This window comes from Streptomyces californicus, assembly GCF_000717645.1.
In the GTDB taxonomy this organism is placed as follows: Bacteria; Actinomycetota; Actinomycetes; order Streptomycetales; family Streptomycetaceae; genus Streptomyces; species Streptomyces californicus.
The window spans coordinates 67,435-88,004 of sequence record NZ_JNZZ01000026.1 but is presented as its reverse complement, the minus strand read 5'-3'; the positions used below and the strand labels follow the sequence as shown (position 1 = coordinate 88,004).

Below are 20,570 nucleotides of genomic sequence, written 5' to 3'. Positions count from 1 at the left end.
GATGGACGTCAGTAGCGCCGCACTGGTCGTGATCGACATGCAGAACGGCTTTGTGAACCACCACAGTCGCCACGTCGTACCCGTAGTCGCCGACCTCGTCGCCAGATGGTCCGCCGCCGGGTGCCCTGTCGTCTTCACCCGGTACTTCAACTATCCCGACAGCCCCTACGAGCGCTTCTTCCAATGGCGCCGACTCCAGCAGCCACCCGAGACCGACATCGTTCCCGAGCTTGCCGAGGCGGCGGGCCACGCGCACGCAAGCGTCGACAAGACCGGATACACGCTCTTCACACCCGAGGCCGCCGAGCTGATGCGACGGGCCGGCTGGACCGACCTCGCCTTCTGCGGAATCGCCACCGAGAGCTGCGTTCTGAAGTCCGCCGCAGACGCCTTCGAGCACGGATACGCACCCTGGATCGTCACGGACGCCTGTGCCAGCGACGCCGGCCCGGACGTCCACGACGCCGGTCTGCTCGTCGCCCGGCGCCTGATCGGAACAGGCCAACTCGTGGACGTCGAGCATGTGATGGGCCAACTCGATACGCGTGTGGCCGACCCGGTGCTGGAATAGCCCCATGGCCGACACACCGCTGGACACCGACCTGATCATCATCGGCGGAGGACCGGCCGGCTGCGCCGCCGCCCGCATGGCCGCGGGCGTCGGCATGCGCTCGATCCTGGTCGAGCCGGACCGACTGTGCCGCAATCTCTACCGGATCCCGGCCCTGAACAACGTCCTCGGCGGCCACACCAACGGTCCCGACCTGGCCGACGCCATCGTGGCGGAACTGAAGGGCACCGAGCTGTGCCGCCTCGAACTCGGCAGACGCGTCACTGAACTCCGCGCCGACGACGACCAGGTGACCGTCACGGTCGACACCGGTGCGCGTCTCACGGCCCCGTACGCCGTCGTCGCCACCGGCGTCGGCCCCCTCCAGCCCCACGACGTCACCTGGATCACCGCCCCCGGCTCCCTCTCCCTGCCCCCGCTCTGGGAGGCCAAAGCCGACGACGCTCAGGGGCGCACCCTCCTCGTCCTGGGCGGCGACCGCCCGATCGGCACGTTCCTGCGCGCCCACCCGACCACAGACACCCGCCTGCTCGTGGCGTACCCGGCAGCCGACGCGTACAAGATCGAGGAAATCCGGGACGATCCCCGGGTTACCCTCGTCCCCGTCGATCACCTGACGTTGAAGGCCGCAGAGGGCACCCCGGTGTCGGCGGAAGCAATGGGCCAGGACGGCACGCGGCGGACGATCACAGCGGATTCCGTCCACCTCAGCATCGGCAACGCCCCGACCGCGCCGCCCGGCGATCTGACCCGGGGCCCGGACGGATACTGCCCGCCGACCGACCAGCACCCCCGCGTCATCGTGGCCGGCGACCTCCGCTCCGCCCGCTTCCAACGGATCATGACCGCCCTGGGGTCAGGCAGCGAGGCCGCACTGCACGCCTACTACGCGGCCAGGGACGTGCCCACCAAGGGCTCAGACCACAGCGGTGGGATACGCGCGACGACCTACGCACTCGGGAAGGGATGTCCATGACCGCTGAGGTCAATCCGGCGGTGGCAGCCGCCGTTGTCGTGCAGGGCGGGCGGGTGCTGTTCGTGCGGCGGCGTGTGTCGGAGGGTGCGCTTTCGTGGCGGTTCCCGGCAGGGAGGATCGAATCCGGCGAGAGTGCGGGGGAGGCGGCGGCGCGCGAGGCCCGGGATGAGACCGGGCTGCTGGTGACTCCTCAGCTCGTGCTCGGGCAACGGGTTCACCCCATGACCGGCTGGGAGATCCGCTCCATCGCGTGCAGACGCTCTGGCGGCGAAGCGGGCATCGTGAGTCCGGACGAGGTGGCCGATCCGGCTTGGGTCGCGCACGGCGAGATCCCGTACTGCGTGCCCTACGGGCTGTTCGAGCCGGTGCGGGACTATCTCGATGAGGCTCTGCTGTCGTGATCCGGGCCAAGCCGGGTATCGCCCCGATGGACAGAGACCGGAACAACAAGCTCCGGGTCAACGTCGAAGGGCCCCACCGCGAGCGGTGGGGCCCTTCGACGTATTGCCCGGTGAGAGCAATGGCGGAGGATACGAGATTCGAACTCGTGAGGGGTTGCCCCCAACACGCTTTCCAAGCGTGCGCCCTAGGCCACTAGGCGAATCCTCCGCCGCAAACAATACAAGACGTTTGAGGGTGCTCGCGAACACGATCCCCGGAGATCGTCCGGAGACGGGTCGGAAGATTGTCCCGAGGGGGTGGCCGGGGGTGCGCGGTGATCGTGCGGGGCCGGGTGGTGGTGAGGGCGGGTGGACCGGAGGGGGTGGGGATCCGCTAAGGTGGGCGTCAGCCCCTCACGTGGCGCTATCTGACTGAACTCCCCCAGGGCCGGAAGGCAGCAAGGGTAGGTTGGCTCTGGCGGGTGCGTGGGGGGTCCTTTGCGTTCCGGTTCCGTTTCGGGGGCGTTGACGCGCAGCCGATGCGGCCGCGATGCGGGCGGCAGGTCGTGTGCCCGGTGCTCGGTGCCCGGTCCGCGCCGTGAGTCCGGGCGGACGGGCGAACGTGCGCGGTGATTCCGCCCGGGCCGCCCCACGGGTCCCTGTGGCCTGCGGGCCGGGTGTGAGCGGGGTGGGGCCGGTTGTCAGTCGGCCCCGATAACCTCGTAGGTGTGTCGTCCCTTGCGCTGTACCGCCGCTACCGCCCCGAGTCGTTCGCCGAGGTCATCGGTCAGGAGCATGTCACTGACCCGCTCCAGCAGGCCCTGCGGAACAACCGGGTCAATCACGCGTACCTGTTCAGCGGGCCGCGCGGCTGCGGAAAGACGACCAGCGCGCGCATCCTCGCCCGCTGCCTGAACTGTGAGCAGGGTCCCACTCCCACCCCGTGCGGGGAGTGCCAGTCCTGCCAGGACCTCGCGCGCAACGGGCCGGGGTCCATCGACGTGATCGAGATCGACGCGGCTTCGCACGGTGGCGTGGACGACGCCCGTGATCTGCGCGAGAAGGCGTTCTTCGGGCCCGCCTCCAGCCGTTACAAGATCTACATCATCGACGAGGCGCACATGGTCACCCCGGCGGGCTTCAACGCCCTGCTGAAGGTGGTCGAGGAGCCGCCGGAGCACCTCAAGTTCATCTTCGCGACGACCGAGCCCGAGAAGGTCATCGGGACGATCCGGTCGCGTACGCACCACTATCCGTTCCGGCTCGTCCCCCCGGGCACCCTGCGCAACTACCTCGCCGATGTGTGCGGCCGGGAGAACAGCCCCGTCGAGGACGGCGTCCTGCCGCTCGTCGTGCGGGCCGGGGCCGGGTCCGTGCGTGACTCGATGTCCGTCATGGACCAGCTGCTGGCCGGCGCGGGCGACGACGGTGTGACGTACGCCATGGCCACCTCGCTCCTCGGATACACCGACGGTTCCCTCCTCGACTCCATCGTCGACGCCTTCGCCGCCGGTGACGGGGCCGCCGCCTTCGAGGTCGTGGACCGGGTCATCGAGGGCGGCAACGACCCCCGCCGCTTCGTGGCGGACCTCCTGGAGCGGCTGCGCGACCTGGTGATCCTCGCCGCCGTGCCGGACGCGGGCGAGAAGGGCCTCATCGACGCCCCCGCCGACGTCGTCGAGCGCATGCAGGCCCAGGCGTCCGTCTTCGGCGCCGCCGAGCTGAGCCGCGCCGCCGACCTGGTCAACGAGGGGCTCACCGAGATGCGCGGGGCCACCTCGCCGCGCCTCCAGGTCGAGCTGATCTGCGCCCGGGTCCTGCTGCCCGCCGCCTACGACGACGAGCGGTCGCTGCAGGCCCGGCTCGACCGGCTGGAGCGCGGGGCCTCGGCCGCCGCTGCCTCCGCGTTCGCCGCCCCGCCCGCCGCCGCTGCCCCGATGGGGTACGTACCGGGCCCCGACGCCCACGCACCGGCCCAGGCCGCCCCCATGGGCCTCGCCGGTCCGGACGCCGCCCGCGCCGCCGCACGGGGCGAAGCGCCTCCCGCGCCCGCCCCGGCCGCCTACGCCCCGCCTGCCCAGCAGCCCCCGGCCCCCGACGCCTACGCCCCGCCCGCTCCCCAGGCCCCGGCGCAGGACCCCGCGGCCGCATCCGCCCAGCGCCCCGGCTCCTGGCCCACCGGAGCCGGAGCCCCCGGAGCCGGAGCAGCCGGACCCGGGCCCGGAGCCGCTGACCAGGCCCGTCGGCCGGGCGGCTGGCCCACCGCCTCCGCCCCCGGCAGCGGCCCCGTCCGCGTCGCCACCCCGCCGCCCGCCACCGCCCCGGCCGCCCCGCAGAGCGCCGCCGCACCGCAGGGCGGGCCGGGCGGCCAGGCCGCGCCCGACGGCGGCCAGAGCATGGCCCAGGGCGCCGTCCAGGTGCGGAACATGTGGCCCGACATCCTGGAGGCGGTCAAGAACCGCCGCCGCTTCACCTGGATCCTGCTCAGCCAGAACGCCCAGGTCGCCGGGTTCGACGGGACGACCCTGCAACTCGGCTTCCCCAACGCCGGCGCCCGCGACAACTTCGCGAGCAGCGGCAGCGAGGAGGTCCTCAAGCAGACCCTCGCCGAGCGCTTCAACGCCCAGTGGCGCATCGAGGCCGTCATCGACCCCACCGGCGGCGGCGCCCCCGGCCCCGGCGGAGGCGGCGGGCGCCCCGCCCCGCAGTACCAGCCCGCTCCCGCTGCCCCCGCCCCCGTCGCGTACGAGCCCCGGCCCCAGCACGCGCCCCCGCCCCAGCAGCCCCCCGCACCGCAGCAGGGGCAGCACGCGCCCTCCGGGCCCCCGCAGCCGTCGCCCTCCGCCCCGCAGCGGGACCGGGGCGCTCCGCCCGCCGAGCCTTCCTCCGGTGCGTACGGGGCGGAGCCGCCGAGGTCCGTGTCCATCGAGGACGACATCCCGGAGGCCGACGACCCGGACCTCGTCGACTCCGCCCTCTCCGGCCACGACCTGATCGTCCGCGAGCTGGGCGCCACCGTGGTCGACGAGTTCCCCAACGAGCAGTGACGCGGCAGCCGTAGGAACGAGGGATTCCGTTCACCGGCCGCCAGCCTTAGTAACGAGGCGTCGCCCGGCGTACGAACGAGGCGCCGCCCGCCGTACGGACGAGAGGCCGCCCGGCCTACGAACGAGACGCCGACGGCCGTGGGGAACCGGGGGAGCCCGTCCACCCACCGGCGGCCGTCGGGGCTCCTTCCGCCCGGCGGCTAGGCTGCACCCCGTGAAGGTCCTCGTCATCGGCGGCGGCGCCCGCGAACACGCCCTGTGCCGCTCTCTGTCCCTCGACCCCGACGTCACCGCTCTGTACTGCGCCCCCGGCAACGCCGGCATCGCAGAGGTGGCCGAACTGCGTCCGGTCGACGCGCTCGACGGTGACGCCGTCGCGCGCCTCGCGACCGAGCTGGGCGCCGGGCTGGTGGTCGTCGGCCCGGAGGCGCCGCTCGTCGCCGGGGTCGCCGACGCCGTGCGCGCGGCCGGCATCCCGTGCTTCGGCCCGTCCGGCGAAGCCGCGCGGCTGGAAGGCTCCAAGGCGTTCGCCAAGGACGTCATGGCCGGCGCCGGTGTCCCGACCGCCCGCAGCTACGTCTGCACCACCCCCGCCGAGATCGACGAGGCGCTCGACGCGTTCGGCGCCCCGTACGTCGTCAAGGACGACGGTCTCGCGGCCGGCAAGGGCGTCGTCGTCACCGAGGACGTGGACGTGGCCCGCGCCCACGCGCTCTCCTGCGGCCGCGTGGTCATCGAGGAGTTCCTCGACGGCCCCGAGGTCAGCCTCTTCGCCATCACCGACGGCACCACCGTGCTGCCGCTCCAGCCCGCCCAGGACTTCAAGCGCGCCCTGGACGGCGACGCGGGCCCGAACACCGGCGGCATGGGCGCCTACTCCCCGCTCCCGTGGGCCGACCCCAAGCTGGTCGACGAGGTCCTCGAAACGGTTCTCCAGCCCACCGTCGACGAACTGCGCCGCCGGGGCACGCCGTTCTCCGGACTGCTCTACGCGGGCCTCGCGATCACCTCGCGCGGTGTGCGGGTCATCGAGTTCAACGCCCGCTTCGGCGACCCGGAAACCCAGGTCGTCCTGGCCCGGCTGAAGACCCCGCTGGCCGGCGTGCTGCTCGCCTCAGCCAACGGCACCCTCGACACCCTTCCGCCGCTGAACTGGCGCGACGACGCCGCCGTCACCGTGGTCATCGCCTCGCACAACTACCCGGACACCCCGCGCACCGGCGACCCCATCGACGGGCTCGCGGACGTCGCGGCGCAGGACGGCCCCGACGCGTACGTCCTGCACGCCGGGACCCGCGCCGAGGGTGACACGGTGGTCAGCGCGGGCGGCCGGGTGCTCTCGGTGACCGCGACCGGCAAGGACCTCACGGCGGCCCGCGAACGCGCCTACACCGCGCTCGGCCGCATCCGCCTCGACGGTTCCCAGCACCGTACGGACATCGCCCTCGAGGCCTCCCGGTCCTGACCCCCGCACGCCCGCAGCCCCTCCGCCCGCCCCCTCCGTACGCCACCGGCGTACGCGGTGGGCGCGAGGGGCTGACGCGTACCGGAACGCCCTCGTACCGGACCTCCTCGTACCGGAACCTCCTCGTACCGGAACGCCCTGGAACCGGACAACACCCATCGGCGCGGACACGTCAGCAGCTTTACCCAAAGCCATTCCATCGGGTGACGGCTGCGCCATCCGGATGACGCCCGCCGGAGCCCCAACTAGGGTGCGGCGCAAGCGTTCCGGCACTTGGCCCACCGGCATTGCGATGTCGGTGACGGGTGCCACAGTGGGGGAGTGGACAACACCGTCGCGGGGCAGAGGGGGTGACATCCGGCCATGTCCGGTATCGATGCGGGTGAGGAGCTGGGCGCGCGGGCCGCGCGAGCCCGGGCGCTCGCCCTGCTGCGTATCCGCGGCAGGGCGCTGGGCGTGGCGATCCTGCCCGCGGCCGTCGCCGTCGTGCTGTTCGCCGCGGACGCGCAGGGGCACCTGGCCGGACCGGCCTGGGACGCCGTGCGGTGGACGGTCCTCGCCGTCGCGGTCCTCGTCCTGCTGGTGACCGTCCTGGTCGCCGTCTCCGTGGCCCGCGCGCGACCCGCCGTGAGCCCGACCGTCCCCGTGACCGAGGCGGGGGCCCCCGACCTCTACCGCCTGGTCCGGGAGCTGGCCGACCGGCTCGACGTGCCCGCCCCCTCGGCCATAGCGCTCACCCCGGACTGCGACAGCTGGCTGGAGGACCGCACCCACCGGGCGCTCCGCAGAGGGCCCGGCGGCGCGGCGGAGGGCGGGGACACCGCCCCCGTGCTCGTCATCGGCTCGCCGTTCCTGTGGTGGATGCGGGTCGCCGAACTGCGCGCGGTCCTCGCCCCCGTGGTGGCGGGCACCGGCCCGTCCGCCGACCCCGACATAGCCGCCGCCCGCCGGTTCGTCCGCGGCCTGGACGCCGCGATCGCGGACGCCGCCGCCCCCGGCCGCAGCGCGCTGCACGCGGCACCGCTCGCCTTCACCGGCTGGGTCTCCCGGCTGCTGCTGCGGGCCTGCCGGGAGCACGCCGCCGAGATGGAGCGCTGTGTGGCCGCCGCCGCGTCCATGCGGGCGCAGACGGTCGACCAGGGGCTGCGCGTCACCGCCCAGGAACAGGTCGGCCTCGCCTACGCGGGCTGGGACCGGCTGCTGACCCGGGTCGCGCTGCCCGCCTGGCGGATGGGTCGCTGGCCCTCCCGGCTGGACGCCGGGGTGGTCTCCGCGCTCACCGAGCTGTCCCGCCGCGACCGGCTGGCCGACGGATTCGCCCTGCGCCTCGGCGAGCGGCCCGCGTGCGATCTGCTGGAGGAGCCCGGGACGGCCGACGAGGCCGCGTCCCTGCTCGCCGCCCGGCTCTTCCACGGCGGCCCCGCCGAGAGCGGCCCGGACTGGGCGCCGGTGGACTGGCAGCAGTATCCCGACGAGGTCGTCGACCGGAAGTGGCGTAGTGAGGCGGCCCGGCTGCACCGGGTCCTGGACACCCTGGGCGTCCCCCGCGCCTCCGCCGCCGACCCGTCCGTCCCGACCCTGGCCCGGGTCGTGGAGCACCTGTCCGGCCCCGGCGCTCCCGGCGGTCCGGGCGAGGAACTGGCGGCGGGCATCGGCGCCGAGGTCGCCCGCGAGGAGGCCGGCTCCCCGGACCGGGCCGGCGCCGGGAGCGGGGACCGGACCCCCGGCGGCGAGAGCCGCACGGGCCGGGCGGGACCCGGCCAGAGCGACGGCGCCGACGACCCCCTCGACCTCTGGGGCCCCGGCCCGCTGCCCCTCTTCCCGCTCCAGCCCCCGCGCACGGACGCCGATCTGCTCGCCGACCACGTCCAGGCCATGGTCTGCTGCGCGGCCGTGGACACGGCGGGCGCGGCCCCCGGCCTGGACTGGCTGGACGGCCCCGCGCTGCTCGTCGGCGGGGAGCGCCGGGCGGACCTCGCGGACCCGGTCCTCAGCCTGGTCGAGGACGGCGACCCGGACCCGCTGCTGGCCTGGCTGGCCGAGGTCGGCGTCCGCGCGGACAAACCCGTCCGCCTGGTGTGAACGCGTGAGCCGATAAGCCGACGCGAAAGCCGTCCCGCCTGCGCAACCCGTAAGCCGTCCCGCCTGCGCACCCCGTAGGCCGACGCGTAAGCCGTACCGCCGTGCGCAACGAGTAAGCCGACGCACAAGCCGCACCGCCGTGCGCAACCCGTAGGACACACCGCCGCGCGCAACGCTCAAGCCCGCGCGTAAGCCGTCCCGCCGCCGCCCCTGCGGGCCCGGTGCGCCACGCGTAAGCCGTACCGCCGTGTGAACGCGTACGCCGTAGCAGCCGTACGAACAGACGGGCGCATATGCCGGGCCGACGGCGCACGCGAACCCCGGGCACCACCGCGTACGCCGGACAGATATGCGGGAACGGACCGGAAGAAACGGTTCCGTTCCCGCCAATTCGCGACGAAGGGTGACGAGCCGCGTGCGTTATGTGATGTGCTGGGACCGGCGCTGACATTCGGCGCACCAGAGTTGTCCGGGGACCCCCCTGTGCTGTCCATTCCGGGGGTCCGAGGGAGGGGCGCGGCATGGGGGCGGAGCAGATTCGCCGGTGGGAGTCGGGTGCCCTCGCGCACGCGGTGAGCGACCCCTTCGGACAGGGGCCGCTGCCGTGGCTGCGCGGCAGCGAGAACTACTTCGACGGCACCGGCCAGATGGTCCCCTGGTACGCCGACCTCGCCCGCTCCAGCGGCGGCGGCACCCGTACCGCCGATGACGTGCGCCGGCAGATCAAGGGCTTCGTCTCGCCCGGCGCGGCCGCCCCCGGGGAGTCCATCGACTTCCACATCACGGTGGACCCGCCCCAGCAGTTCTCCGTGGACGTCTACCGGATCGGCCACTACGGCGGCGACGGCGCGTCCAAGATCACCACCAGCCCCCGGCTCTCCGGCATCGTCCAGCCGCCTCCGCTCGCCGCCGACCGGACCGTCTCCTGCCATCACTGGTGGATGTCCTGGCGGCTCCAGATCCCGAGCTACTGGTCGGTCGGCGCGTACGTGGCCGTGCTGACCACCGCCGACGGTTACCGCTCGCACGTCCCCTTCACCGTGCGCGACGACCATCCGGCCGACCTGCTGCTCCTGCTGCCCGACATCACCTGGCAGGCGTACAACCTCTACCCGGAGGACGGCCGGACGGGCGCCAGCCTCTACCACGCGTGGGACGAGCGGGGGCGGCTGCTCGGCGAGGAGGAGGCCGCCGTCACGATCTCCTTCGACCGCCCGTACGCCGGGGCCGGCCTGCCGCTGCACGTGGGCCACGCGTACGACTTCATCCGCTGGGCCGAGCGGTACGGCTACGATCTCGCCTACGCCGACGCCCGCGACCTCCACGCGGGCCGCGTCGACACCAGCCGCTACCGGGGCCTGGTCTTCCCCGGCCACGACGAGTACTGGTCGCTGCCGATGCGCCGGGCCGCCGAGCGCGCCCGGGACTCCGGCACCTCGCTCGTCTTCCTCTCCGCCAACACCATGTACTGGCAGGTGACCCTCGCCCCCTCCGCCTCCGGCGAACCGGACCGGCTGCTGACCTGCCGCAAGCGCCGGGGCCCGGGCAAGTCCGCGCTGTGGCGCGAGGTGGACCGGCCCGAGCAGCAGCTCCTGGGCATCCAGTACGCGGGCCGGGTGCCCGATCCCCGCCCGCTGGTCGTGCGCAACGCCGAGCACTGGCTCTGGGAGGCCACGGGAGCGTCCGAGGGCGACGAGATCCCGGGACTGGTCGCCGGCGAGGCCGACCGCTACTTCCCGCGTACCAGCCTGCCCGAGCACGACAGTCGCATCCTGCTCGCCCACTCCCCGTACGAGGACTCCGAGGGCGCCCTCCGCCACCAGGAGACCTCGCTCTACCAGGCCCCCTCCGGCGCCCTCGTCTTCGCCTCCGGCACCTTCGCCTGGTCCCCGGCCCTGGACCGCCCGGGCCACGTCGACCGCCGCATCCAGCAGGCCACGGCCAACCTCCTGGACCGGATCTGCAAGCGCGACTGAGCCCGCAGGCGGACCGGGCCGCCCACCGAGGAGGCCTGGGGCCCCTCAGGTACGCCCCGGCCCGGCGGCCTGCCCCCGCCCGCAGGCACGCCCCAGCCCCACAGTCCCGCTGCCCGCCCCCGCCCGCAGGCACGCCCCGCCGCGCGTCGTACGCCCCCCGTGCGGGACAATCGGAACCGCTCCTGGATCAAGCTACGCGGAGGAACCGTGTCCGGTTTTGTAGAAAAGCCTGAACCCGTACAGGTGCCGGGCCTCACCCACCTGCACACCGGCAAGGTCCGTGACCTGTACCGGAACGAGGCGGGCGACCTCGTGATGGTGGCCAGCGACCGCATCTCCGCGTTCGACTGGGTGCTGCCGACCGAGATCCCCGACAAGGGCCGCGTCCTGACCCGGCTCTCGCTGTGGTGGTTCGACCAGCTCGCCGACCTGGTGCCCAACCACGTCCTGTCCACCGAACTGCCCCCGGGCGCCCCGGCCGACTGGGAGGGCCGCACCCTCATCTGCACGTCGCTGCGCATGGTCGAGGTCGAGTGCGTGGCCCGCGGCTATCTGACCGGCTCCGGGCTCGTCGAGTACGAGGCCACCCGCACGGTCTGCGGCATCGGCCTCCCCGAGGGCCTGGTCAACGGCTCCGAGCTGCCCGGCGCGATCTTCACCCCGGCCACCAAGGCGGCCGTCGGCGAGCACGACGAGAACGTCAGCTACGAGGACGTGGCCCGCGAGGTCGGCGTGGAGACCGCCGCCCTGCTGCGGCAGACCACCCTCGACGTCTACCGCCGGGCCCGGGACATCGCGCACCAGCGCGGGATCATCCTGGCCGACACCAAGTTCGAGTTCGGCTTCGAGACCGCCGAGGACGGGACCGAGCGGCTGATCATCGCCGACGAGGTGCTGACCCCGGACTCCTCCCGCTTCTGGCCCGCCGCCACCTGGGAGCCCGGCCGCGCGCAGCCCAGCTACGACAAGCAGTTCGTCCGCGACTGGCTGACCTCGCCGGCCTCCGGCTGGGACCGCGCGAGCGAGACCCCGCCCCCGGCGCTGCCGCAGGAGATCGTGGACGCGACCCGCGCCAAGTACATCGAGGCGTTCGAGGTGCTGACCGGCACCAGCTGGGCGTAGGCGGTGTCCGGCGGATCGTGACCGGATCCCCGCCCGGTCCGCCGGACGCACCCCCTCCGCGCCCGGTCCGCCGGACGCACCTTCCGCGCTCTGTCCGGCGGACTCACCCCTCCGCGCCGGATCCGCCGGACACCCCCAGCGGCGAAGCGGATACGAGGAAGGCCCCGGACCGAAAGGTCCGGGGCCTTCTCTGCGTGGAGCGGACGACCAGGTTCGAACTGGCGACCTCAACCTTGGCAAGGTTGCGCTCTACCAACTGAGCTACGTCCGCAGTGCGCCGAAGCGCGATGCTCACTATACCCAACCCCGCTCGCGTGCGAGACGCACGGCCGTGTGCCGGTTCTCCGCGCCGATCTTGGAGGCGGCCGAGGAGAGGTAGTTGCGCACGGTGCCCTGGGAGAGGGAGGCCCGCTCGGCGATCTCCGCGACCGGGGCCCCGTCCGCCGCCAGTTCGAGCACCTCGGCCTCCCGGGCGGTCAACGGGGAGTCCCCGGCGGAGATCGCGTCGGCCGCCAACTCCGGATCCACGTAACGGTTTCCCGCGTGGACGGTACGGATGATCTCGGCCAGCCGGCGCGCGCTGACGGTCTTCGGCACGAACCCGCGTACGCCGGCGGCCAGGGCCCGCTTGAGGTGCCCGGGGCGGCCGTGGCTGGTCACGATCATGGTCCGGCAGTCCGGCAGTTCGGCCCGGAGCGCTGTGGCGACCTTCACACCGTCCGCGCCCGGCATCTGGAGGTCCAGGACGGCCACGTCGGGCCGGTGCGCCCTCGCCATCGCCAGTGCCTCGGGCCCGCTCGCCGCCTCCGCCACCACGACGAGGTCCTCCTCCAGGGCGAGCAGCGCGGCCAGGGCGCCCCGGATGAGGTGTTCGTCGTCGGCCAGCAGGACCCGCAGGGGCCGGTCGGTGGTCATCGTTCCTCCGGGAGGGCGGAAGGGGCATCGGAAGAGGGGGAGAGGGAGGGGCGTCCGGCCGGCTCCGCGCGGGCGGGCGCGAGCGGCACCGTCGCCGTCACCCGGAACAGGCCGTCCCCGGCTCCTCCGGCGTCGAGCGTGCCGCCGAGCGCCGCGAGCCGCTCGCGCAGCCCGGCCAGGCCCGAACCGCCGCCGGTCCCCGAGCCTCCGTCGCCGAGCGAACCCGTGGGGCCGGCCCCGTCGTTCTCGACCTCCAGGACCACCGCGTCCCGGGTGCGCGCGAGCCGGATCCGGCAGTGGCGCGGGTCGCCGTGGCGCAGGACGTTGGTGGCCGTCTCGCGGACCACCCAGCCGAGCGCGGCCTGCACGGCCGCCGGAGCGCCGATCCCGGCCGGCCCGTCCGCGCCCTCGACGCTCACGGAGATCCCGGCCGCCTCCAACACGCCCCGCGCGCCCATGAGTTCGGTCGGCAGATCGGCCTCCCGGTAACCGCGGACGACATCCCGGACCTCCTGCTGGGAGGCGCGGGCGATCCGCTGCACCTCGACCATCTGGTCCACCGCCGCCGGGTTCCCGCGCTGGGCCAGCTCTACGGCCAGCTCACTCTTCAGAGCGATCACCGACAGGTTCCGGCCCAGCACGTCGTGCATGTCGCGGCCGAACCGCAGCCGCTCCTCCGCCACCGCGAGGCGCGCCTGCATGTCCCGGGCCTCCTCCGCCTGCCACATCGCGGTCAGGCTCCACACGCTCGGCCGGGCCGATACGAGCACCAGCAGGGAGACGACGAGCAGCGAGACCGCGGCCGCGAACAGCAGCCTGCCCGGCACCCCCACGGCGGCCAGGAGGGCCACGACGACCGCGGCGTACGCGGCGCAGTGGAGCAGGAACCGGCGGACCGGGATCAGCAGGACGTACGGGATGGCGAACGCCACCGGCAGGTCCAGGACCAGCAGCGCCAGCCCCTGCTCCTTGACCCCGCCCACCGCCGCGAGCCCCACCAGCAGGCCGGTCATCACGACCTGGATCGCGGCCGGGAGCCGCAGCCGGCCCCGGGGGAACGGCTCGCCGCCCCGGTAGTGGGCGAAGGCGGCCGTCAGGTCGCGGTTGCTCAGCACGGACTGGGCGACGTTGGCGACGAGGAACGCCCCGGCCAGGGAGATCGCCACCGGTCCCTCGCCCAGGGCCGTGCCGAGCGGCAGCAGGCCCCAGGAGACCGCGAAGAACCAGGTGATCGAGCAGAGGGTGATCCGGGTGTAGAGGTCGATGCGCTGGAGCTTGCTGCGTTCGTGCCAGCCGCGCCGCCAGCTCCGTACCCGACCGATCACACCCTTCAGCCCCTTCACGTCAGCCGCGCGGGTCCCAGCGGAACCACCGCTGCACAGCAAACACCGCGAACGCGGTCCAGGCCAGCGCCGCCACGGCGGCTGTCAGCAGGTCGCCGCCGTCCACGCCGCCGAGCCAGCCGTGCCGGACGAGGGTCATCACACCGGTCAGCGGCAGCAGTTCGAGGACCGAGGCCAGCCCGTCCGGGAAGACGTCCAGCGGGACGAAGATGCCGGAGCCGAAGAGCGAGACGAAGAACAGCGGCAGCGTGGTGAGCTGCGAGGTCTGGACCGTCCGGGTCAGCGCGGAGGTCGCGGCGGCCAGCGCGGACATCATCACCAGCCCCACCACCAGGCCCACCAGGAAGAGTTCGGGCCGCTTCGGGGCCGACAGGTCGAAGGCGATCGCGCCCGCGACGACCAGCAGCACGCACTGCAGGAGCGCCAGCGCGATGGAGGGCACGGCGGTCGCGGTCAGGATCTCGCGGTCGGTGATCTCGCCCGTGCGCAGCCGCTTGAGGACGAGTTCCTCGCGCCGGGTGACGTACCCGGTGACCAGGTTCATGTAGACGACCTGGACGAGCACGATGCCGATGCCGCCGGTGAGGGCCGCGCCCGCGATGGAGAGGCCGGTGCCGGCCAGGTCGATCTGCTGGAGCGACGCCCGGATCGAGAAGATCATGACGACCGGCAGCACCAGGGCCAGGAAGATCGCCGACCGGTTGCGGACCAGCAGCACCAGTTCGGCGCGGGAGAGCGCGGTCAGCCGGCGCAGGGAGGCGGAGAGCTTCGAGGGCGGCGCGGGGGAGCGGCCGGGGGCCGTGCGGTCCTCCGCGAGGGCGGTGGGCGTGGTCATGCCGTCACCTTCTTCGTGTCGTTACGGGTGTCCTCCGCGCGTCCGCCGGAGGCGGCGTGCCGGGCCCCGGCCCGTCGCGGATCGTCGGCGCGGGAGCGCAGCTGGGTGTTGGCGATCTGGAGGAACGCCTCCTCCAGGGAGGCCGAGCGGGCGTCGAGTCCGAGCAGCCGCACGCCCGACTCCCGCGCCCAGCCGAGCAGTTCGTGCAGCGCTTCCTGGAGCTCGGTGGTGCGGATCTCGATGCGCTGCCCCTCCGCGCCCGCCCGCAGCGCGAGCGGGAGACGCCCTGCCGGTACGTCGTCGGGGAGCGTGAACCGGATGCGCGCGGGCTGCGACGCGGTGACCTCGGCGGTCGTCCCGGCCGTCACGATCTGTCCCTGGTGCATGATCGCCAGCCGGTCCGCGAGCGCCTCCGCCTCCTCCAGGTAGTGGGTGGTCAGCAGGACGGTGGTGCCGCTGTCCCGGAGCGCCCGGATCAGGCCCCAGGTGTCCCGGCGGCCCTCCGCGTCGAGCCCGGTCGTCGGCTCGTCCAGGAAGAGCACCTCGGGCCGCGAGGTCAGGGCCAGCGCCAGGTCCAGACGGCGCTTCTCCCCGCCGGACAACTGCTTGACCCGCACCCCGGTACGGCTCGTGAGGCCGACCATCTCCAGGGCCTCGGCGGCGGGGCGTGCGCCGGTGGTGCACGCGGACCACATCCGCGCGGTCTCCAGGACGGTGAGGTCGGAGGGGAAGCCGCCCTCCTGGAGCATCACCCCGGTCCGGGGGCGGACGGCGGCGCGCTCGCGGTACGGGTCGTGGCCAAGGACGCGGATGGTGCCGGACGTCGGGGCCGCCAGCCCCTCCAGGAGTTCCACGGTCGAGGTCTTGCCCGCGCCGTTCGTCCCGAGCAGGGCGAACAGTTCGCCGCGGGCCACGGAGAAGGAGATCCCGGACACGGCCTCGAAGCCGTCCTTGTAGCTGCGGCGCACCCCGTCCGCCGCGATCACCGTCTCCCCGGCCGTCGTCCCCGAGGTCACCGGTCCCGAGGCCACCTGTCCTGCGGTGACCGGTCCCGAGGGCCCCGTCCCCGCGTCGGTCGTGCCACCGGTCGCGTGCGGTCGGTCGCTGAACATGTCGTCGCTGGTCATGCTTCAAGGTTTCCGCCGGGCCGGGCCCGGGAGCAGTGCGTGCTGTCATCACTGCTCATGACAAACGTCATGGCAGGCCGGTGAGCACGACAAAGGCCCTGATCAGAAGATCAGGGCCTTTGCTGCTGAGCGGACGACCAGGTTCGAACTGGCGACCTCAACCTTGGCAAGGTTGCGCTCTACCAACTGAGCTACGTCCGCATGCGACCACTCGGCTTTCACCGGTGGAGCGAGCACTACTCTACCTGATCCGACGCGGTGGTCGGTCCGAAGAGTCGTGCAGAGCGGGTGACAGGAATTGCACACTGCGCCTTCCCCCTGGAAGGGGGATGTTCTACTACTGAACTACACCCGCACGCTGCGTGGGATTCGGCTTTGCGGCCTCGCCCCTCGGCGTGTTCCAGACTCTATCCGACCTGCGGGGGTGTCGCGCAAGTCGGCTCCCTGCGGGGCTCGCGGAGCGGACCTCCGGAAGGGCCCGGGAGGGGTCGGGCAGGGGGCCGGGCGAGGGGGCGCGTACCCGTCCCGCCGGGCGTCCGGGGCCGCCTGACGGGGAGTCCGGCGCGGAGGCGTGGGCGACGGGGACCCGCCGACGGGAGCGACGACCACCCGCCCCGGGGCCCGCACCGCCGGCCCGCCTGCCCGTGCGGCCGACCCGTGCGGCGTGCACCGCCGGCCCGGCGACCCGGGCGGTCCGCCCTGTCGACCCGTGCGGTCCGCCCCGTACCGCCCGCCGCCTCAGCTCGCCGCGTCGAACGCCTCATAGACCTTCTTCGGGATGCGGCCCCGGGCCGGCACCTCCATCCGGTGCGAGCGGGCCCAGGCGCGGACCGCCGCCGGGTCCGGGGCGAGGGAGGTGTGCTGGTAGGACGCGGGCTTGCGGCCGTGCCTGGCGGCGTTCGACTGCTTTCGGCCCGCGGCCACGTACGGCGCCAGGGTCTTCCGCAGTTTCCTGGCGTTGGCGGGATTGAGGTCGATCTCGTACGTCTTGCCGTCCAGGGCGAAGATCACCGTTTCCGCCGCCTCGCCCCCGTCGATGTCGTCGGAGAGCGTCACCACTACGCGCTGAGCCACGGATTTCGGTCCTTTCCTACGGCACCGGCGCGTGTCGCGTGCGCGGGTGCCGGCCTTCCGGCTGCCAGGCGGGCGGATGCGGATCGACGCGATGTCGACCGGGCCGTTGTTCCCGTTGTTCCGTTGTTTGTTCCGGGGGCAATGCTGCATTCCCCGTAATCATTTGTACAGCGCCGGACGGCGCACGGTGAAGCCCGTCCAATTACGTCCGCGTGTCCGTGTGCAATCAGTGGACAAACCGCGCGAGTTTTTCCCATACCTTTTCCCTGCGGTGTCGCGGACGATATCCGGACGTGATCCGCGGAAGGTGTCCGCCGGGACCGCTCTGTCCGATATCTACCCGCGTAGAAATTTTGGGCAGGTACGCTGAGTGGACCCGCGGGGGTCATGGGGGACCCCCCTGGAGAGACAGCCGCACCACACCACCACACCGGGAGTGCCAGTGGCACGCGTCGTAGTCGACGTCATGCTCAAGCCCGAGATCCTCGACCCGCAGGGACAGGCGGTGCAGCGCGCACTGCCCCGTCTCGGCTTCGAGGGAATCGCGGACGTCCGTCAGGGAAAGCGTTTCGAGCTGGAGGTCGAGGGGCCGGTGGACGACGCCGCCCTCGCCCGCATTAACGAGCTGGCCGAGACGTTCCTCGCCAACACCGTCATCGAGGACTTCGTCGTGAAGGTGGAGGAGGAGAAGTGACCACCCGTATCGGCGTCGTCACTTTTCCCGGCACCCTCGATGATCAGGACGCCCTGCGCGCCGTCCGGATCGCGGGCGCCGAACCCGTATCCCTGTGGCACCGCGACAAGGATCTCCACCAGGTCGACGCGGTCGTGCTGGCCGGCGGATTCTCGTACGGGGACTACCTCCGCGCCGGAGCGATTTCCCGCTTCTCGCCGGTCATGGAAACCCTGATCGAGCAGGCGAAGGCCGGTATGCCGGTCCTCGGCATCTGCAACGGCTTCCAGATCCTGACCGAGGCGCACCTGCTGCCCGGCGCGATGCTGCGCAACAACCACCTCCACTTCATCTGCCGCGACCAGACGCTGCGGGTGGAGAACGCGGAGACCGCCTGGACCTCGGACTACAGCGCCGGCCAGGAGATCAGGGTCCCGCTCAAGAACATGGACGGCCGGTACACCGCCGACGAGCGCACGCTCGACGAGCTGGAGGCCGAGGGCCGGGTCGCCTTCCGCTACCTGGACGGCAACCCCAACGGCTCGCTCCGCGACATCGCGGGCATCACCAACGCCGCGGGCAACATCGTCGGCCTGATGCCGCACCCGGAGCACGCCGTGGAGCCGCTCATCGGCACCGGCCGCACCGACGGCCTCGGTTTCTTCACCTCGATCATCAAGAAGCTGGTCAACGCATGAGCCTGGATACGGTCAAGCACGCGGCCGAGACCCCGGACGCCGAGCAGCCCTGGAAGGAACTGGGCCTCAAGGAGGACGAGTACGCCCGGATCCGCGAGATCCTGGGCCGCCGTCCCACCGGCGCCGAGCTCGCCATGTACTCGGTGATGTGGTCGGAGCACTGCTCGTACAAGAGCAGCAAGGTCCACCTCAAGCAGTTCGGCGAGAAGGTCCCCGCCAACGACGCGATGCTCGTCGGCATCGGTGAGAACGCGGGCGTCGTCGACGTCGGCCAGGGGTACGCGGTCACCTTCAAGGTCGAGTCGCACAACCACCCCTCGTACATCGAGCCCTACCAGGGCGCGGCCACCGGCATCGGCGGCATCGTCCGCGACATCCTCGCGATGGGCGCCCGCCCGGTCGCGGTCGTGGACCCGCTGCGCTTCGGCGCCGCCGACCACCCCGACACCAAGCGCGTCCTGCCGGGCGTCGTCGCGGGCATCGGCGGCTACGGCAACTGCCTGGGCCTGCCCAACATCGGCGGCGAGGTCGTCTTCGACGCCTGCTACCAGGGCAACCCGCTGGTCAACGCCGGCTGCATCGGCGTGATGAAGCACGAGGACATCCACCTCGCGCAGGCGTCCGGCCCCGGCAACAAGGTCATCCTGTACGGCGCCCGCACCGGCGGCGACGGCATCGGCGGCGTCTCCGTGCTGGCGAGCGAGACCTTCGAGTCGACGGGGCCCGCCAAGCGTCCCGCGGTCCAGGTCGGCGACCCGTTCCAGGAGAAGCTCCTCATCGAGTGCACCCTGGAGATCTTCCGGGAGAAGCTCGTCGCGGGCATCCAGGACCTCGGCGGCGCCGGGCTCTCCTGCGCCACCAGCGAGCTGGCCTCGGCCGGCTCCGGCGGCATGCGCGTCGAGCTGGACACCGTGCCGCTGCGCGACTCCTCGCTCTCGCCCGAGGAGATCCTCATGAGCGAGTCGCAGGAACGCATGTGCGCGATCGTCGAGCCGCGGCACGTCGACCGCTTCCTGGAGATCTGCGAGAAGTGGGACGTCATCGCCACCGTCATCGGTGAGGTGACCGACGGCTCCCAGCTGGAGATCTTCTGGCACGGCGAGCAGATCGTGGACGTTCCGCCGCGCTCGGTCGCCCACGACGGACCGGTCTACCAGCGCCCGTACGCCCGCCCGTCCTGGCAGGACGCGCTCCAGGCGGACGACGCCGGCAAGCTGGCCCGCCCGGCGAACGCGGCCGAGCTGCGCGAGCAGGTCCTCAAGCTGGTCGCCTCCCCGAACCAGGCGTCCAAGGCGTGGATCACCGACCAGTACGACCGTTTCGTGCAGGGCAACACCGTCCTGGCGATGCCCGAGGACGCGGGCATGGTCCGCATCGACGCCGAGTCGAACCTGGGCGTGGCGCTGGCGACCGACGGCAACGGCCGGTACGCCAAGCTCGACCCGTACACCGGCGCGCAGCTCGCGCTGGCGGAGTCGTACCGCAACGTGGCCGCCTCCGGCGCCAAGCCGCTGGCGATCTCGGACTGCCTGAACTTCGGTTCGCCCGAGGACCCGGACGTCATGTGGCAGTTCGCCGAGGCCACCCGCGGTCTCGCGGACGGCTGCCTGGAGCTGGGCACCCCGGTCACCGGCGGCAACGTCTCGCTGTACAACCAGACCGGTGAGACGGCGATCCACCCGACGCCGGTCGTGGCCGTGCTCGGTGTGATCGACGACGTGAACCGGCGTACGCCCGTCGCCTTCGCGGAAGAGGGCCAGCTCCTCTACCTGCTGGGCGACACGGCCGAGGAGTTCGGCGGCTCGGCCTGGTCCGAGGTCGTCCACCAGCACCTCGGCGGCCTGCCGCCCAAGGTGGACCTGGCCCGCGAGAAGCTGCTCGCCGAGATCCTCATCTCGGGCTCGCGCGACGGCATGATCGACGCCGCGCACGACCTGAGCGACGGCGGCCTGGTCCAGGCCGTCACCGAGTCCTGCCTGCGCGGCGGGAACGGCGCCCGGCTGGTCGTGCCGGACGGCCTGGACGCGTTCACGTTCCTCTTCTCCGAGTCGGCGGGGCGCGCGGTCGTCGCGGTCCCGCGCAGCGAGGAGCTCCGCTTCACCGACATGTGCGGGGCGCGCGGTCTGCCCGTCACCCGCATCGGTGTCGTGGACGGCGAGGAGATCGAGGTCCAGGGCGAGTTCTCCATCCCGCTGAGCGAACTGCGCACGGCGCACGAGGCGACGATCCCGGCGCTGCTCGCCTGAGCCGCGCGCCGACCGGCGTTCCCCGAAGCCCCCGCCCGGA

Annotated in this window: 16 protein-coding genes, 4 tRNA genes and 1 other RNA gene; 12 read left to right on the top strand and 9 right to left on the bottom strand. The window is 72.8% G+C overall.

Annotation, left to right across the window (positions count from 1 at the left end; all coding sequences use genetic code 11):
• Position 1 precedes the first annotated feature (1 nt).
• The 3 genes from IF19_RS0128775 to IF19_RS0128765 are packed head-to-tail and all read left to right on the top strand — an operon-like array spanning position 2 to position 1,948.
• A complete protein-coding gene (locus IF19_RS0128775; RefSeq protein WP_030117255.1) occupies positions 2–571 on the top strand; it encodes a cysteine hydrolase family protein in 570 nt (189 codons plus the stop codon).
• A 4-nt stretch (positions 572–575) separates the two neighbouring features.
• The gene (locus IF19_RS0128770; protein WP_050493986.1) at positions 576–1,547 is read left to right on the top strand and encodes an FAD-dependent oxidoreductase; all 972 of its coding nucleotides are present in this window, start codon (positions 576–578) and stop codon (positions 1,545–1,547) included.
• Positions 1,544–1,948: an NUDIX hydrolase gene (locus tag IF19_RS0128765; protein ID WP_030117257.1), complete on the top strand. Its 405-nt coding sequence runs from the start codon at positions 1,544–1,546 to the stop codon at positions 1,946–1,948. Before IF19_RS0128770 ends, IF19_RS0128765 begins: the two co-directional genes overlap by 4 nt.
• Before the next feature lie 120 nt (positions 1,949–2,068).
• Here IF19_RS0128765 and IF19_RS0128760 read toward each other — a convergent pair.
• Positions 2,069–2,156 (bottom strand) — tRNA-Ser (locus IF19_RS0128760).
• A gap of 176 nt (positions 2,157–2,332) precedes the next feature.
• Here IF19_RS0128760 and ffs point away from each other — a divergent pair.
• The 6 genes from ffs to IF19_RS0128735 all read left to right on the top strand — a co-directional run bounded on the left by ffs (position 2,333) and on the right by IF19_RS0128735 (position 11,619).
• An RNA gene (gene ffs, locus IF19_RS1000000135730) (signal recognition particle sRNA small type) lies at positions 2,333–2,429 on the top strand.
• Positions 2,430–2,655: 226 nt separating this feature from the next.
• Positions 2,656–4,974 (top strand): DNA polymerase III subunit gamma and tau, encoded by a 2,319-nt coding sequence (locus tag IF19_RS0128755; RefSeq protein WP_030276640.1) that lies wholly within the window; start codon positions 2,656–2,658, stop codon positions 4,972–4,974.
• A gap of 214 nt (positions 4,975–5,188) precedes the next feature.
• Entirely contained in the window at positions 5,189–6,439 is a 1,251-nt protein-coding gene (gene purD / locus IF19_RS0128750; RefSeq protein ID WP_030117260.1) for a phosphoribosylamine--glycine ligase, read from the top strand.
• Positions 6,440–6,802: 363 nt separating this feature from the next.
• Positions 6,803–8,521, top strand: a complete 1,719-nt coding sequence (locus IF19_RS0128745) for a M48 family metalloprotease (protein ID WP_030276638.1) — start codon at positions 6,803–6,805, stop codon at positions 8,519–8,521.
• Between the two features lie 521 nt (positions 8,522–9,042).
• Positions 9,043–10,497: a N,N-dimethylformamidase beta subunit family domain-containing protein gene (locus IF19_RS0128740; protein ID WP_030120344.1), complete on the top strand. Its 1,455-nt coding sequence runs from the start codon at positions 9,043–9,045 to the stop codon at positions 10,495–10,497.
• Positions 10,498–10,704: 207 nt separating this feature from the next.
• Positions 10,705–11,619, top strand: coding sequence for a phosphoribosylaminoimidazolesuccinocarboxamide synthase (locus tag IF19_RS0128735; protein WP_030117264.1), 915 nt, complete (start codon positions 10,705–10,707; stop codon positions 11,617–11,619).
• A gap of 195 nt (positions 11,620–11,814) precedes the next feature.
• Here the strand turns inward: IF19_RS0128735 and IF19_RS0128730 are convergent.
• The 8 genes from IF19_RS0128730 to IF19_RS0128695 all read right to left on the bottom strand — a co-directional run bounded on the left by IF19_RS0128730 (position 11,815) and on the right by IF19_RS0128695 (position 16,913).
• Positions 11,815–11,890: transfer RNA gene (locus tag IF19_RS0128730), tRNA-Gly, on the bottom strand.
• Between the two features lie 23 nt (positions 11,891–11,913).
• Positions 11,914–12,534 carry a response regulator transcription factor gene (locus IF19_RS0128725; protein ID WP_030117265.1) on the bottom strand — a complete coding sequence of 207 codons (621 nt, stop codon included), beginning with the start codon at positions 12,532–12,534 and terminating at the stop codon, positions 11,914–11,916.
• Positions 12,531–13,877, bottom strand: a complete 1,347-nt coding sequence (locus IF19_RS0128720) for a sensor histidine kinase (protein WP_030276636.1) — start codon at positions 13,875–13,877, stop codon at positions 12,531–12,533. The genes IF19_RS0128725 and IF19_RS0128720 overlap by 4 nt, the downstream gene beginning before the upstream one ends.
• Before the next feature lies 1 nt (position 13,878).
• Positions 13,879–14,712 (bottom strand): ABC transporter permease, encoded by an 834-nt coding sequence (locus IF19_RS0128715; protein ID WP_030117268.1) that lies wholly within the window; start codon positions 14,710–14,712, stop codon positions 13,879–13,881.
• Positions 14,709–15,839, bottom strand: coding sequence for an ABC transporter ATP-binding protein (locus IF19_RS0128710; protein ID WP_234310615.1), 1,131 nt, complete (start codon positions 15,837–15,839; stop codon positions 14,709–14,711). Before IF19_RS0128710 ends, IF19_RS0128715 begins: the two co-directional genes overlap by 4 nt.
• Before the next feature lie 128 nt (positions 15,840–15,967).
• A tRNA-Gly gene (locus IF19_RS0128705) sits at positions 15,968–16,040 on the bottom strand.
• A gap of 82 nt (positions 16,041–16,122) precedes the next feature.
• Positions 16,123–16,194 (bottom strand) — tRNA-Gly (locus IF19_RS0128700).
• A gap of 383 nt (positions 16,195–16,577) precedes the next feature.
• Positions 16,578–16,913: a histone-like nucleoid-structuring protein Lsr2 gene (locus IF19_RS0128695; RefSeq protein ID WP_030117271.1), complete on the bottom strand. Its 336-nt coding sequence runs from the start codon at positions 16,911–16,913 to the stop codon at positions 16,578–16,580.
• Between the two features lie 442 nt (positions 16,914–17,355).
• On the opposite strand from IF19_RS0128695, the gene purS reads away from it, so the two are divergent.
• The 3 genes from purS to purL are packed head-to-tail and all read left to right on the top strand — an operon-like array spanning position 17,356 to position 20,530.
• Positions 17,356–17,607, top strand: coding sequence for a phosphoribosylformylglycinamidine synthase subunit PurS (gene purS, locus IF19_RS0128690; RefSeq protein ID WP_003968034.1), 252 nt, complete (start codon positions 17,356–17,358; stop codon positions 17,605–17,607).
• Positions 17,604–18,284: a phosphoribosylformylglycinamidine synthase subunit PurQ gene (purQ, locus tag IF19_RS0128685; protein WP_010056444.1), complete on the top strand. Its 681-nt coding sequence runs from the start codon at positions 17,604–17,606 to the stop codon at positions 18,282–18,284. Before purS ends, purQ begins: the two co-directional genes overlap by 4 nt.
• The gene (purL, locus tag IF19_RS01000000135070; RefSeq protein ID WP_030725331.1) at positions 18,281–20,530 is read left to right on the top strand and encodes a phosphoribosylformylglycinamidine synthase subunit PurL; all 2,250 of its coding nucleotides are present in this window, start codon (positions 18,281–18,283) and stop codon (positions 20,528–20,530) included. The genes purQ and purL overlap by 4 nt, the downstream gene beginning before the upstream one ends.
• Positions 20,531–20,570: the final 40 nt, after the last annotated feature.